Below are 13,604 nucleotides of genomic sequence, written 5' to 3' on the forward strand. Positions count from 1 at the left end.
CGCCCGGGAGCGGGCTCGTACCGCCGAGGTCGCCGACCTGCCCGCCGCCGTCGGACGCGCCCTGGAGACCATGCCCGACGCCGAGGCCCTCCTGGGCGTGTGGGCCTCCCAGCGCACTGATCCGGCCCTGCTGCTCTCCGGCGTCGTCACCCCCGAGGTCCCCTGGGACGAGGCGATGGCCGCTCTCGACGTCCCCACCCTGCTGCTCACCGGTGACCGGCCCGGCAGCGCCCGCGTGGGACGCGAGGGCCTGGAGACCGCCGCCCGCAATCCCCGCATCTGCCCGGTCCTTGTCCCCGGGGCCGGCCACCAGGTGCGCCGCAGCAACCCGCAGGCCTTCTACCGCGCCGTCGACACCTGGCTGGCCGAGGTCCTGCCAGTGGGGTGAGGCGAGTCCCCAGGCAGCCGGAGCGCTACCGGAGTGCCGCCGCTGGCCGTCGCCGCGGGTGCGAAGGACGGGGAGCTCCTGCGGCGCGCTGAGGCCGTGGCGTCGGGGTGCGTCGTCGGTCCGTGGGAGGATGCGCCCATGGCAGCTGTGTCGGAAAAAACTCGGAAGGCCTCCGTCCCCGTCCCCGGGGAGCGCACGCAGGGGGAGACCGTCGCCTACCTCCTGGCGGCGCTGACGATCGGCTCGGTGGGGCTCTACCTCATTCAGGACCTCTTCGCCCCGGCTTTCTTCGCCCTCACCCTCGTGGTGACGGTCCGGCCACTGGTGTCCTGGATGACGCGCCATCGGGTACCGCGCTTGGTCGCGGCGACGGCGGCGATCCTGCTCATCTTCACCTTCGTCGTGCTGCTGTTCGCGGCCCTGGCCGTCGCGGTCGCCCAGCTCGTCGACACCCTGCCGCAGTACGCCCCCAAGTTCCAGGCGATCTGGAAACAGGCCGAGACCCAGCTCAACGGCATGGGGGTCGACCAGTCCACGGTGCTCAAGCAGGTCACCGACATCCTGGACACCTCCCAGCTCGTCACGGTGGCGCAGACGGTCCTGGGGCAGCTGACCTCGGCCAGCGCGATGCTCGGCGTCATGGCGATGGTGGTCGTCTTCCTCATGTTCGACACCGCCAAGATCGAGATCCGCGCCGCCGCCCTCAGCGTCCTCAAGCCGGGTATGGCCGCCGCCATGGTCTCCTTCTGCGAGGCAGTGCGCTCCTACTGGATGGTCTCGACGGTCTTCGGCCTCATCGTGGCCGTCATCAATGTGCTGACCCTGTGGTACCTGGACGTACCGATGGCCATCACCTGGGGCGTGGTCTCCTTCATCACCAACTACATCCCGAACATCGGCTTCGTCCTGGGTGTGGTCCCGCCGGCGGTCCTGGGGCTGGTGGACTCCGGGCCCTGGACCGCACTGTGGGTGGTCCTGTCCTACGTGGCGGCCAACTTCGTCATCCAGTCCCTCATCCAGCCCAAGTTCACCGGGGACGCGGTGGGACTCAACACGACGACGACCTTCCTGTGCCTGCTGTTCTGGTCCACCGTCATCGGGGCGCTGGGGACCATCCTGGCGGTGCCGCTGACGCTGTTCGTCAAGGCCCTCCTCATCGACTCCGACCCCCGCTCGCGCTGGGTGGGGATCTTCCTGTCCGCCGGCGACTCGCCCGTGCGTGACCCCGATGAGCTCGACCAGGAAGTGCTCGACCAGCTCGACCTCGACGGCGACGGCGTCGGCGAGGCGGATCCCGACCACGGCCGGCCGGTTGTTGAGCGGATCGCCGACAAGGCTGAGAAGGTTGGGGCAACGGCCCAGAGTGCCGACAGCGCCGAAGACGTCGACGGCTCCGTGCCATCCGGCAGCCGTCAACGCTCCCAGGCGGACTGACCGCCTAAGGACGAGCTGGGCGCCCCTGGGAATCGGCGACTGCGCTTCGCCGCGAGAACGTACTTCTCCCGCAGACGACTGAGGTCCACCCCCAGTCATCTGCGGGACAACGCAGTTCTCGCGCGGAAAGTACGTTCTCGATGACGCGATCTGCCGTTCAGTTGGCCGGTGCGGGAGCCCTCGGGCTCAGGCCTCGGCGCGGCCCTGGCGCCAGTAGCCCATGAAGGCCACAGAGCGCCGGTCGATGCCACGTTCGCTGACCAGGTGGCGACGCATCGTCCGCACCGCAGCCGCCTCCCCGGCGAGCCACGCGTACAGGGTGGTGCGCTTGAGTGCGTCCCCGCCCTTGGCGTGGCGCGGCACGTCCCACAGCAGCTCACGGTCGACGTCGATCTCCTCGACCTCCTGCGGCACCCCTACCGGACACAGCTCCTCGGCGGCCCGGCGTACACCCTCGACGAGCAACTCCCCGTGCGAGCGGCCGTTGCGCCCAGCCACCCGCACCTCGATCCCGGGGTGCGTAGGCAGGTAAGGGGCATCCGCGTCACCGGGCATCTCGACGACGGCGACTCCCCGCGCGCTCGCGGGCAGGTCCTCTAGGATCCGGGCGATCGCCGGTGCCGCCGTCTCGTCCCCGCCCAGCAGGTAGCGCTCGGTCACTTGCGGAGGTACGAAGTCCACGCCCCCGGCATCGCCGTCCCACTGCCGGTTCGGCCCCAGCAGGACCGCCTCGGTACCGACCTCAGCCTCAAGGATCCACCGAGAGGCCGGGCCGAGCGGATCGTGCACCACCATGTCGACGTCCACCTCCGCACGCGTTCCGTCCGGAACCTCCACCTCGCGGCGAACCGTGCGCGTCGTGTAGGTACGGATCGGGCACCGGTGCTCCTCGGGCAGCTTCATCAACCGGCCGTACCAGTCCTCGCCGTCGGGTAGCTGCTTGTAACCCGACGCCGGCGCCGGCAGCACCAGCTTGATCCGCTGGTCCCAGCCCGGGTCGGCGTAGTGGACCAGATCATCCCCGATGAAGGTGAAGCGCCGCATGGACGGCGTCACGTCGCGGACTGCCGCCACTGTGACACGGAAGAAGCGGAACGGAGATGTCGGTGAGGCGGACGGTCTGGCTGGGCTCATCTCGGGACTCCTTCGTGCGTCTGGTGGTGTGGTGTTGGGGAAGCGCCCTCGAGGCCGCTCTGAGGACTGCTTGAGGCGGCTATCAGACGGCACCGGTAGTTGGGCGATCGGATGGGGCTGCTCCCGTTCTCCGGTGCCGTGCACGCCATGGCGGCCCTTGGGAAGGATGATGGGCGTGCCGAAGGCCGGACCGGAGATGGGCCTGGAGGGCGGGGCGAGTATGTCGACGCTAACCGAGGTAAGCCATACCTAACAATGGGTGGGTCGGTGCAATAGCTCACGCTGACGCCGCGTCATCTCGCAAGGTTCCCGTAAGAGCCTGGATGGCTGATGGTTTCCAGGCCGACCCGAGGATGGTGCCCGGGTGGTTCAGGACTGGCGGGCGAGGTCGGCGGCGCCGACGAGACCGGCCTCCTGGCCTCCCTCGGCCAGGACCACCGGAATGGTGGGCCGGTAGGTGCCGGCCGTGAGGTTCTCGGCGAAGGCCTTGCGGGCGGGAGTCAGCAGGATGTCGCCGGCCTCGGCCAGGCCACCGGCGATGACGATGACCTCAGGGTCCAGCAGCGCGCACATGTCCGCCAGCCCCACCCCCAGCCAGTGGGTGAGCTGCTCGTAGCACTCCAGGGCGGCCGGGTCGCCCTCGCGGGCCGCGGCGGTGACGGCCTTGCCCGAGATGTGCTCCGGGTTGCCGCCGGAGAGCTCAATGATGCGGGCCGCGTAGCCGGGGCGGAACTGCGCCAGCTCCCAGCCGTTGACCCCCAGGGCCGTGCCGGCGCTGTAGCGCTCCAGGCAGCCTCTCAGTCCGCAGCCGCAGGGGCGTCCGCCGGGGACGACGTTGATGTGCCCGATCTCCCCGCCAAATCCGGCCGCCCCGCGCAGGAGGTGGCCGTCGACGATGATCGCCCCGCCGACGCCGGTGCCGATGGCCACGATGAGGGCGTTGCGCTTGCCCCGGGCCGCCCCGAAGCGGGCCTCGGCCCACCCGAAGGCGTTGGCGTCGTTCTCGACGACGACGGGCAGGCCCACGCCCTCGGAGATGACGTCGCCGATCCGCATCCCGGTCCAGTCCAGGTTGGTGCCGTGCGCCATCGTGTTGCGGTCCGAGGACACCATCCCGGCCGCCCCGATGCCCACGGTGGCCACGTCGGGAAAGTCCTCCTGCAGCCGGTGCACCACCATCGTGATCGTGTCGATGATCGCCTGGCGGCTGAAGGCGGGAGAATCGCGCCGAATCGTCTGAAGAACCTTCCCGTCGTCGTCGACGACGCCGGCCGCGATCTTCGTTCCGCCGACATCCACGCCGATGCTCAGTGCCATGCTCGCGCTCCTTGTTGAAACGACCGTTGTTGACGTTGCCATCCGCGTTGCTGCTCGTCAGACGATCGATGGGACAGGTGGTGGAAGAATAGCGTCCCCGGGCCCGCCGGTGGGGCGAGTCGGGGGATGAACCCTGAGGCGGATCGAGTGAGCACGCCGCCCGACCCCGTCGTTGCTCCGCTCCGTGGTGGTCAGTTAGCCGACGCCGGTGCCGCGGGGCTCGTGGCTCCCTTGGTCTCCTTGGCCTTGGCGGCCTGGCTCTTGACGACCGCCGTCATGTAGTCGGCGTCCTGGTAGCCGTTGATATAGGTCTCGCCCACGATCATGAACGGGGTGCCCTGAATGCCGATGGAGTGGGCATGGTTGGTGGCCTCGGAGACGGCCTTGACGGTCTCGTCGGCGGTCATGTCGGCGCGGAACTTCTTCAGATCCGGCACCCCGGCCTTCTTGGCGAAGTCGACCAGGGAGTCCTCGGTGTAGGCCGGGTGGTCCTTGGGGTCGGCGGCGGCGTAGACGGCGTCGTGGAACTCCCAGAACTTGCCCTGTTTGGCGGCGGCCCGCCCGGCCTGAGCGGCCAGGGGCGAGGTCTCACTGATCTGGGCCAGGTCGCGCCATTCAATGCGCAACGTCCCCTGGTCGACCAGCTTGTCCAGCTCGGGCTCGACGTTCTGGGCGAACTGGGTGCAGTAGGGGCAGGCGAAGTCGGAGTAGATGACCATGACGACCGGTGCGTCGACCTTGCCCTTGGCCTGGCCGTCGGCCGGGTCGCGATGGGTCTCGGAGCGGATGAGCTCCAGGGTCTGCTGGTCGGCGACCGGAGGGGCCGGTACGGGCTCGCGGACCGCGGTGGAAGAATCGGAGCCGGAGGCCTGGCTGGTGGCGGCGGCGTCATGGCGCCGGGAGGCGACGTTGTGCAGCAGCACCGCGGCGAGGACGGCCAGGATGACGGCGATGACCACGAGGGTGATCACCGTGGCGCGGTTGGTCCTCGACTGGGTCGGCGTCGGAGAAGGCGGCTGAACACTCATGGCAGCGAGTCTGTCAGAGGAGGCACGCCCCACAGCACGCCTGATACGGCAGATGAGAGCACAGTTCGTCACAGCCGTCTCAGGTTGGTCTCGGAGCGACGTCGTCGCGCATACTTCGACCGAATCTTCACAGGCGACACGTATACGCGTCGTTTTTGAAGATTCGGTCGAAGTGAGTCGGGGATCCCGGCCGGACGCTGCCCTAGCGCAGTGCTGCGCCGCCGGCCAGCCCGAGTCCGACGGCGCCCAGCGTCGCCACCGTCATGAGGGTCGTGTGCACGATGGCCGGCCCCCACCGCCCTGCCAGTACCAGGCGCGCCCCCTCGACGCAGGCCGTGGAGAAGGTCGAGTACCCGCCCAGGAATCCGGTCCCCAGGACAGTCAGCGCGGTGGTGGCCCAGCTCCCGGAGTGCGGCGGGCCTCCCGCCCAACCCACGAGCACGCCCATGAGGAGGCAGGCCGTCACGTTGACGACGACGGTGCCCCACGGCATCCGCAGCGCCCGCACCCCGGAACGACGCCGCTGCAAGGCGCCCGCTGAGGCGTCCCGGACGGCTCGGCCGCTGAAGCGGCTGACGGCGGTGTCCACGCACCAGCGGCAGGCCGCCCCCACCCCGCCGGCCATCGCCAGGGGGAGCCAGTCGGCGAGCCAGGTCGCCAGTCCGGGGGCAGCGGCCCCGCTCATGACGCCTCCGGGAGGAGACCGCCGTCTGCGTGGCCCGGGCGGTGCAGGCGAGAGGCCAGCCACAGCCCGAGGCCGGCCGCGCCCAGCCCGGCCGCCATCGACCCCACCAGATAGGCGGCGCCGAGGACCGGGTGGCCGGCGTCCCCTCCGGGGGCCAGCAGCCGGTGGCTCTCCAGGATGAAGGTCGAGTGCGTCGTCAGCCCGCCCAGCACCCCCGTGCCCAGGGCCAGCCTCAGGCGGGGACGTCCTTCGCCGAGCGTCCCGAGCAGCAGACCCAGGGCCAGGGCCCCGACGACGTTGAGGGCGAGCGTCGTCACCGGCAGGTGCCCGGGTGCTGTGGGCCAGGCCCGCGCCAGGGCCGCGCGCACCAGCGTGCCCGCGCAACCTCCCGCGGCGACCAGGGCCAGGGAGGCGGCCACTGACGGAGCCCGCCCGACCACTGGCGGGGAGCCCGCAGCGGCCGTGGGTGATGGCTCAGCCTCTGGGTCGGGGACGGCCCCTGGTTGGGGAACGCCCCCGGCCGCGGAGGCGTCGCGGGTGTCAGCATCGGCGCCGGGGCCCGCCTCAGTCATCGCGCTTGGCGATCTGGTAGCCGTCCTTGTTGAAGATGAGGGAGTAGGTGGCCCCCTGCGTGGTGTGCCTCTCGCCCCAGGTGGCGGCGTCGGTGGTGCCCCACTGGTTGTTGCTGTTCCGGCTCATGACGATGTACTCCTTGTCGGGGCCGCTCGTGCCCGACCAGGAGACCTCGGCCCGGGGTACCAGGTAGGCCAGCAGCGACAGGTCGGTGACCACCGTGGCCCCCTCGGGGATGGTGGCGATGACCTCGCGGGCGGTGGCCACCCGCCGCGTCTCGGGCTTCTTCGCCTCGTCGGTCTCCTTGGCCTCGGCGCTCAGTGGGTCGAAGTTCTGGTCGGTGGCCTTCCACAGCGGGAGGTAGGGGCCGGTCAGGACCCCGGTGACCACGGCGGTGAGGATGCTCGTCGCGACCACGAAGCGGTGCCGCATCGGCACCGTGAGCCAGGTGGGGAAGGCGGTCGGGTGCCGGTGCGGGACCTCGACGTCGGACTCATCAGCGGTGCTCTCGTCCTCGGAGGTCTCGGCTGAGGAGTCCATGACCTCCCGGCCGTCGACCCCCACCTCTCTGACGGGGCGGTCGGCCACGTAGGAGCCGTGCGCTCGGCGGCGGGCGACGACATCGAGCAGCGCCCCCAGGGCGATCGGCATGAGGGTGACGTTGTAGTGCCAGTTGTCCCACACCCAGTAGAACTCCACCGACCCCAGGAACCGCCACGCCAGCGTCGGCAGCACCACGAGCAGCCACGGTGAGGTCACCCCGACGATCCCGCTGGTGAGAATCAGCATGACGACCACCTTGACCTTCTGGGCCAGGGCGTCCGGTGAGGTGGGCTTGTCCTGCGAGCTCAGCCCGTAGTCCCACACCCCGTTGATGTTGAAGGCCGGCAGGAACACCAGGATGGAGAAGAGGAAGGCCGCGATCCCGCCGACGATCATGCCCACGCCCAGGCGCAGCCCCCGACGCCGGTTGCGGGCGGCATCGGCCTCAGCGGCGTCGTCGAGGACGTCGGCTCCCCGGCCACCGGCCCCGCTGACCGTGCAGCTGCGGTACCAGGCCGGCACCAGCGAGGTGAGCATGACGGCCACCCCGATCATGAGGACCGTCAGCCCCATGTCCTCCTTGACCAGGACCAGTGGCGCCGACCAGGCCGTCACCGCCACCCAGCGCCGCTCCACGAAGGCGACCGAGGCGCAGGCCAGCATCGGCATGGCGAAGGCGATCTCGTGGAACTGCGCGGCCACGGCTCCCTGCATCCCCCAGGACAGGACGTAGACGAGCCCCAGGGCGCCGCCCACCCACTGATTCGTCAGCCGGCTGGCCAGGCGGGTCAGCGGCCAGGCCGAGACCGCCAACAACAGGTCCTGGGTGATGAGCAGGCTCAAGGGGGTGGGGAAGAGCCGCCAGATCGGTCCCAGGAGAAGGAGAATCGGGTGGAAGTGATCACCCAGGAGGTTGTACCCATCACCCTTGACCGGCACGATCGGGGCCTGGAAGTGGGAGTAGGCCTTGGCCAGCTCGGAGAAGATCGCCAGGTCCCAGCTGGGGACCTGCTTCATCGTCTCCCACTGGACGATCGAGTAGTAGATCATCACCCAGGCGCCGATGACGACGACGATCGCAGCCGGAATCGAGTGGCGGACCTGCTCCTTGAAGTTCACGGCGCTGAGCCTACCCGTGTGAATCGGGGATGAACCTCGTAGCGCTAGGCTCGTGGCGTCACCCACGATCAGGAGACGAGATGTCCCACACGCCGCCGCCCGCCGATTCCACCTCGGCGGCCGAGTCCTCAGCGCCGCCCATGCGGCCTGACCTCGACCCGATGGTGGAACACGACGCCGAGCCCCGGCTCCAGCGCCACCTCACCAACCGCCACGTCCAGCTCATCGCCATCGGCGGGGCGATCGGAACCGGGCTGTTCATGGGGTCGGGAAAGACGATCGCCCTGGCCGGTCCCGGTGTGTTCCTCGTCTACGCGATCATCGGCGCCATCCTCTTCCTGGTTATGAGGGCCCTGGGCGAGGTGCTGCTGTCCAACCTGTCCTACAAGTCCTTCGCCGACGTCGCCCATGACCTCATCGGGCCGTGGGCCGGTTTCTTCGTGGGCTGGACCTACTACGTGTGCTGGCTGGTGACGGCTGTGGCCGAGGTCATCGTCATCACCGGGTACGTGAGGTACTGGTGGCCGGACCTGCCGTTGTGGATCACGCCGGTGGCCACCGTGGTCCTGCTGTTCAGCCTCAACCTCGCCACCGTCAAGGCCTTCGGGGAGATCGAGTTCTGGTTCTCCATCATCAAGATCGTGGCCATCATGGCGCTCGTCGTCGTCGGTGTCTTCATGGTGCTGCGCGGGTTCACGGCGCCCAACGGCGCCCACGCCCAGCTCTCCAACATCTGGAGCGGAGGCCTGTTTCCCAACGGTGCGAGCGGGTTCTTCGGGGCCTTCCAGATCGCCATCTTCGCCTTCGTGGGCACCGAGCTCGTGGGGACCGCGGCCGCCGAGGCCAAGGACCCGGAGGTCACTCTCCCGCGGGCCATCAACGCCATCCCGGTGCGCATCGTCCTGTTCTACCTGGGGGCGCTCGCGGCCATCATGGCCGTCACCCCCTGGCAGGAGATCAACCCCAAGGACAGTCCCTTCGTGGCCATGTTCGCCCTGGCGGGGCTCGGCGTGGCCGCCAGTGTCGTCAATTTCGTGGTGCTCACGGCCGCGGCGTCGTCGGCGAACTCCGGGGTCTACTCGACCTCCCGGATGCTCTTCGGCCTGTCCTGGGCGGACAACGCCCCCCACATCTTCCGCAAGCTGACGGCCCGTTCGGTGCCGGGTGTGTCCCTGGCCGTCACCTGCGCCAGTCTGCTCACCTCGATCCCGTTGCTCTACACCTCCAAGTCCATCATCGAGGCCTTCACGACGGTGACCACGGTGGCCAGCGTCCTGTTCATTCTCGTGTGGTGCATCATCGTCGTGAGCTACCTGCGGTTCCTCAGCCTGCGGCCCGAGCTGCACCGGGCCAGCACCTTCCGCCTGCCCGGTGAGCGCTGGGCGGCCTGGCTGTGCCTGGCCTTCTTCGCCTTCGTCGTCTGGACCCTCACCCAGGCCCACGACACCCGTATCGCGGTCTTCGCCTCACCCCTGTGGCTGGTGGTGCTGGGTGTGGCCTGGTTCGTCCACAGCCGCCGACTCGCCAGACAGCAGGAGCTCCAGTCGTGAGTGCTGGTGGTGGAGGGGCAGTGACACCGAAGCCGTCGGAGGGGTCGACGTCGTCGGCCTCCCTGGAGGACCTGCTCGCTCGCGGGGTGGCTGCGGTCCGCCGGGCGGCCGCCTTCGCCCTGGACCCGGGTGAGGAGCTGCGCGTCGAGGCCAAGGCGCATCGCAACGACCTGGTCACCCAGGTCGACCGCGGCGTCGAGGAGCGCATCGCCGGCCACCTGGAGGCCACCGGCATCCCCATTCACGGCGAGGAGGCGCACCGCGTCGAGGACTTCGAGGACTACCGCGGGCAGGCCTGGGTGCTCGACCCCATCGACGGAACCCTCAACTACGTGGCCACCCACCGCGACTGGGCCATCTCCCTGGCCCTGGTCGACGACGGCGAGCCCGTGGTCGCAGTCCTCGCCGACCCCGTGGCGGGCCGGCTCTACACGGCCATCCGCGGACGGGGCGCATCGGTTCAGCCGCTCACGGTGGAGGCGGCGGGCGCCGACGGTGCGACGCCGCGGACGCTGGAGCCGGTGGAGGACCTGCCTCTGAGCGAGGGCATGCTCATCGCCCACTACCAGCTCACGCAGGACGCGGGCATCGGTCGGGCCATCGAGGCCTCGCGCGGCATGCGCTGCTACGGGGCGGCCGCCCTGGAGATGGCGGAGGTGGCCGCGGGCGGCGCGGTCGTCTACACCCAGCCGCTGCTCCAGCCCTGGGACGTCGCGGCCGGGGCGCTGCTGTGCACCGAGGCCGGCGTGGTTCTCACCCGGATGGACGGGGCGCCCTTCGATGTGCGCCGCGCCGGCTCGCTCCTCGTGGGCACCCCGACCGCCCACGCCGAGGTGCTGAGGCACCTGCGCGCCGCCGGCGACTGAAGCTCGCGAGGATGGGCCGCTCCGCGCGGTCGTACCTGAGGGTGTGCCTTCGAGGAGTAAGGGCACGACCGAGCGACCTACCCCGCGAACGCGCGGACGGTCAGCCGGCGGCCGGGGAGACCTGGCTGGAGAAGGTCTCCTTGCCCTGGTTGTCGGTGATGACGGCGGTGACGACGGCCTGCTCATCGGCGGGGACCGTGGTGGTTGCCCGGGCACCGGTGAGGATCTCCTCGGTGCCGTCGGCGTGCTGGACGTACCAGTCGACGCTCGCGATGGCGCCGTCGGTGTCGGTGGAGGCCGAGGCGTCCAGGGCCAGCTGATCGCCGTTACGGGAGACGCTGATCGCAGCCACGGGCCGGGCATTGGCGGCCTGCGCCTCGACGTCGGCGAGCTGGGCCGGCTGGGTGGTCCGGTTGGCGACGCCCAGGGCCTTGATGACGGCGTCGGCCGTGGCGCGGTGGCCGTCGATGTTGGGGTGGAAGCGCCCGGTCTCGAGCAGCCCGAACATCCACGAGCCGTGACGGCCGCACAGCTCGTGGCGCTCGAAGTTGTCGGTGGGGTCGGCGAACAGGTAGCCGTGGCGCAGGGCCGCGGCCTTGAAAGCGGTGTTGAGCTCGTCGGTCTTGGCGTTGATCCAGCGCTGGTCCACCTTGGTGACGCCGTGGCAGCGGCCCAGGAGGAGCCCGCCGGAACCGCCCTGCTCGGGGAAGAGGCGCGGGTAGCCGACGGCGACGACCGCTGCGTTGGGGGAGCGGGTGCCGATATCGGTGATGATCGACTCGTAGCTGTAGACGCCGTCGAGCGTGGTCTTGCCGGCCAGGGCGTCGATGGCGCCGTCGACCGCACCGGTCACCTCCGCGTCGCTGCTGCAGCCGGCCGCTGAGAGGAAGCCCCGGTCTCCACCGCCGATGCAGTCGCCGAGAATCCTGGCGAAGCCGGCGTCATTGCCCCCGATGGAGAAGGTGACCAGGCCGGTGGCGGGGCCGAGTCGGTCGAGCTGGGCGACCTCTCCCCAGGACTCGTTGGCCTCGTAGAAGCTGCGGGTCCGGGCCCCGGAGCAGGCGCCCATCTCCAGGTTCCGCCCGATCCTCTTGCTCACGATGTGCGCGTAGGAGCCTGCTGAGCGCCGGCAGGTGTTGCCGTCCGTGACGTCGGTGCCCTCTGCGTAGGGCGGCACCCCGAAGCCCGAGGCGTAGGAGTCGCCCAGAGCCACGTAGGCCCCCTCCGGCAGGCCGCTGAGGTCGGGTGGGTCGAGATGCACCGCGGGTGTCGCCTGGCTCGCGCCGAGCAGAACCGCGATGACCGTGAGCATCACCAGCCGCCCGGCCGGGCGGCGCCGACGGCGTGGGTGGTGAGTGGTCGAGTCGGTAGAGCCGACCTGGTCGGCGGGCTGTGGCGGGGTGCCGGACGCGGGCAAATGGCGCTCCTCGGATCGTGGTAGGGCGTTGAGTCAACCACGACCCGGCAGCGGTACCAAGTCGGCGACTTCGGGAAGGGACGGATGCGCCGTCGGCGCCCTGATGGCCGCGCTTTGCCTTTCTAACAACAGATTCTTCACAGACGACCCGGAGCCGCGTCGTCTGTGAAGAATCTGTCGATATTGGGCCGGGATTCTGGCTGTTAACCGATGGTGGGGGAGGTCTGGGTGGTGAAGGTCTCCTTGTCCTGGTTGTCGGTGATGACGGCGGTGACGACGGCCTGCTTGTCGGCGGGGACCGTGGTGGTTGCCCGGGCACCGGTGAGGATCTCCTCGGTGCCGTTGGCGTGCTGGACGTACCAGTCGATGCTCGCGATCGTGCCGTCGGTGTCGGTGGAGGCTGAGGCGTCCACGGCCAGCTGGTCACCGTCGCGGGTGAGGGTGAAGGAACCGGCGGGGTGCGGAACTCCGCATGCTGGCTTACCTCTGCCTGCTTTACCCAGGATGTGGTGGAGCTGGGCCTTGGAGATCGGCTCGGTCAGACGAGCGTGATTGTCTGCCCCAAGGCCCAGCCATCTACAACCGCCTCGCCCAGCCCCAGACGGGCGTAGGCATCGTGTAGGGCCTCCCACATGACTTGGACACGATCTGCACCGGCGGGCCCTTGCGAGTTTCGTGGATCAGTTACTGTACAATTTGAAAGGCTCGTTCCAAATGTCTCGCTCCGTCGTTCTTACGTGAGTGTGATTGGAACGAAAGTGAGCGGTGGCTGTGCGATTTCCGCAAGCAAGCAGGCTTTCATGTCGAGGCGCTTGCGATGATCCGGGCGTGTAAAATTCGATGTCGAGTTCGCGGCACTTTCCGGAACCGGGGCCGGTGACGCTGAAATCGCGCTCGATAACTGCAGCATTGGCTGATGTCGCCAGGCTACTTGCCAGGATCACGCCAACGACGCCGGCTGTTAATGCCCCCTTGATTGATGCCTTCATTCTGTGTCTCCCTTTCGATACTGAGGTGATGGTGGGCCGGTGTGCACCACAGTCCTTTGTGGTGCACACCGGCCGATGTTGAACTGTGACTACGCGGATTTCCTGAGCTGTTGTCGACAGTTGCGCGAGAACTGAGGGCTAGGGGATTCAGATACGGTACACTCGGTTACCGATGATCCGCCACTTAGTGTGGTTCGAGTTGTAGTTCCGAACTGTTTTGCCAGTACCGCACTTAGTCATGCGTTCGATCCTTGAGTGCTGCGCGGATCCCGGCGTGTAGAATTCAATAGTAATCTCATGGCACTTCCCCGGTCCGGGGCCCGTCACGTAGAAGGGGCCTTTGATAGCGGCGGACGCGGGAGAGGCCATTCCTCCTGCAAGGATGATGCCTGCGGCGCCTGCAGTGATTGCGCCCTTCAGATACTTCTTCATGATCGCTCCTTGTTTCTGTGGTGATGACTAGTGATGTCGTCAGTTGGGTGAATAGCGCAGCCATTCGAAGATTGTGCGTAACCGTGCTATTCGTGCGGTTCGACATACGCGATGTGGGTGCTCTTTATT

At 68.8% G+C, this 13,604-nt stretch carries 14 protein-coding genes; 4 read left to right on the forward strand and 10 right to left on the reverse strand.

Annotated elements, in window-relative coordinates:
- Positions 1–388 (forward strand): alpha/beta fold hydrolase (locus RIV12_RS10650; RefSeq protein ID WP_428978935.1); only part of this gene is annotated, 388 nt, incomplete at its 5' end.
- Positions 389–526: 138 nt separating this feature from the next.
- Entirely contained in the window at positions 527–1,822 is a 1,296-nt protein-coding gene (locus RIV12_RS10655) for an AI-2E family transporter (RefSeq protein ID WP_309323737.1), read from the forward strand.
- A 186-nt stretch (positions 1,823–2,008) separates the two neighbouring features.
- On the opposite strand, the gene RIV12_RS10660 is transcribed toward RIV12_RS10655, so the two are convergent.
- From RIV12_RS10660 to RIV12_RS10685, 6 genes are all read right to left on the reverse strand, one after another.
- On the reverse strand, positions 2,009–2,956 hold the full coding sequence (locus RIV12_RS10660; RefSeq protein ID WP_309323739.1) for a siderophore-interacting protein: 948 nt from the start codon (positions 2,954–2,956) through the stop codon (positions 2,009–2,011).
- Between the two features lie 369 nt (positions 2,957–3,325).
- A complete protein-coding gene (locus RIV12_RS10665; RefSeq protein ID WP_309323741.1) occupies positions 3,326–4,273 on the reverse strand; it encodes an ROK family glucokinase in 948 nt (315 codons plus the stop codon).
- A gap of 191 nt (positions 4,274–4,464) precedes the next feature.
- A complete protein-coding gene (locus tag RIV12_RS10670) occupies positions 4,465–5,301 on the reverse strand; it encodes a DsbA family protein (protein WP_309323743.1) in 837 nt (278 codons plus the stop codon).
- Positions 5,302–5,503: 202 nt separating this feature from the next.
- Entirely contained in the window at positions 5,504–5,986 is a 483-nt protein-coding gene (locus RIV12_RS10675) for a fluoride efflux transporter FluC (protein ID WP_309323745.1), read from the reverse strand.
- Complete coding sequence (locus RIV12_RS10680) at positions 5,983–6,558, reverse strand: FluC/FEX family fluoride channel (RefSeq protein WP_309323747.1); 576 nt, start codon at positions 6,556–6,558, stop codon at positions 5,983–5,985. The genes RIV12_RS10675 and RIV12_RS10680 overlap by 4 nt, the downstream gene beginning before the upstream one ends.
- Positions 6,551–8,221: a DUF2079 domain-containing protein gene (locus RIV12_RS10685; RefSeq protein ID WP_309323749.1), complete on the reverse strand. Its 1,671-nt coding sequence runs from the start codon at positions 8,219–8,221 to the stop codon at positions 6,551–6,553. The genes RIV12_RS10680 and RIV12_RS10685 overlap by 8 nt, the downstream gene beginning before the upstream one ends.
- An 80-nt stretch (positions 8,222–8,301) precedes the next feature.
- On the opposite strand from RIV12_RS10685, the gene RIV12_RS10690 reads away from it, so the two are divergent.
- Both RIV12_RS10690 and RIV12_RS10695 read left to right on the forward strand, forming a co-directional pair.
- On the forward strand, positions 8,302–9,771 hold the full coding sequence (locus RIV12_RS10690; RefSeq protein WP_309323751.1) for an amino acid permease: 1,470 nt from the start codon (positions 8,302–8,304) through the stop codon (positions 9,769–9,771).
- Positions 9,768–10,637 (forward strand): inositol monophosphatase family protein, encoded by an 870-nt coding sequence (locus RIV12_RS10695; protein ID WP_428978936.1) that lies wholly within the window; start codon positions 9,768–9,770, stop codon positions 10,635–10,637. The genes RIV12_RS10690 and RIV12_RS10695 overlap by 4 nt, the downstream gene beginning before the upstream one ends.
- A 100-nt stretch (positions 10,638–10,737) precedes the next feature.
- Here the strand turns inward: RIV12_RS10695 and RIV12_RS10700 are convergent, their stop codons facing one another.
- From RIV12_RS10700 to RIV12_RS10715, 4 genes are all read right to left on the reverse strand, one after another.
- The gene (locus RIV12_RS10700) at positions 10,738–12,054 is read right to left on the reverse strand and encodes a GDSL-type esterase/lipase family protein (protein WP_309323755.1); all 1,317 of its coding nucleotides are present in this window, start codon (positions 12,052–12,054) and stop codon (positions 10,738–10,740) included.
- 203 nt (positions 12,055–12,257) lie between these two features.
- A complete protein-coding gene (locus tag RIV12_RS10705; protein WP_309323757.1) occupies positions 12,258–12,467 on the reverse strand; it encodes a hypothetical protein in 210 nt (69 codons plus the stop codon).
- A 267-nt stretch (positions 12,468–12,734) separates the two neighbouring features.
- Positions 12,735–13,043, reverse strand: coding sequence for a hypothetical protein (locus RIV12_RS10710; RefSeq protein ID WP_309323758.1), 309 nt, complete (start codon positions 13,041–13,043; stop codon positions 12,735–12,737).
- Between the two features lie 147 nt (positions 13,044–13,190).
- A complete protein-coding gene (locus RIV12_RS10715) occupies positions 13,191–13,475 on the reverse strand; it encodes a hypothetical protein (RefSeq protein WP_309323760.1) in 285 nt (94 codons plus the stop codon).
- Between the last annotated feature and the right edge of the window lie 129 nt (positions 13,476–13,604).

This window comes from Actinomyces stomatis, assembly GCF_031292835.1.
In the GTDB taxonomy this organism is placed as follows: domain Bacteria; phylum Actinomycetota; class Actinomycetes; order Actinomycetales; family Actinomycetaceae; genus Actinomyces; species Actinomyces stomatis.

Coding starts and splice junctions, on each gene's coding strand:
- RIV12_RS10665 (WP_309323741.1), bottom strand. CDS start 4,273: ATGGCACTGAGCATCGGCGTGGATGTCGGCGGAACGAAGATCGCGGCC.
- RIV12_RS10655 (WP_309323737.1), top strand. CDS start 527: ATGGCAGCTGTGTCGGAAAAAACTCGGAAGGCCTCCGTCCCCGTCCCC.
- RIV12_RS10710 (WP_309323758.1), bottom strand. CDS start 13,043: ATGAAGGCATCAATCAAGGGGGCATTAACAGCCGGCGTCGTTGGCGTG.
- RIV12_RS10675 (WP_309323745.1), bottom strand. CDS start 5,986: ATGAGCGGGGCCGCTGCCCCCGGACTGGCGACCTGGCTCGCCGACTGG.
- RIV12_RS10670 (WP_309323743.1), bottom strand. CDS start 5,301: ATGAGTGTTCAGCCGCCTTCTCCGACGCCGACCCAGTCGAGGACCAAC.
- RIV12_RS10715 (WP_309323760.1), bottom strand. CDS start 13,475: ATGAAGAAGTATCTGAAGGGCGCAATCACTGCAGGCGCCGCAGGCATC.
- RIV12_RS10680 (WP_309323747.1), bottom strand. CDS start 6,558: ATGACTGAGGCGGGCCCCGGCGCCGATGCTGACACCCGCGACGCCTCC.
- RIV12_RS10660 (WP_309323739.1), bottom strand. CDS start 2,956: ATGAGCCCAGCCAGACCGTCCGCCTCACCGACATCTCCGTTCCGCTTC.
- RIV12_RS10690 (WP_309323751.1), top strand. CDS start 8,302: ATGTCCCACACGCCGCCGCCCGCCGATTCCACCTCGGCGGCCGAGTCC.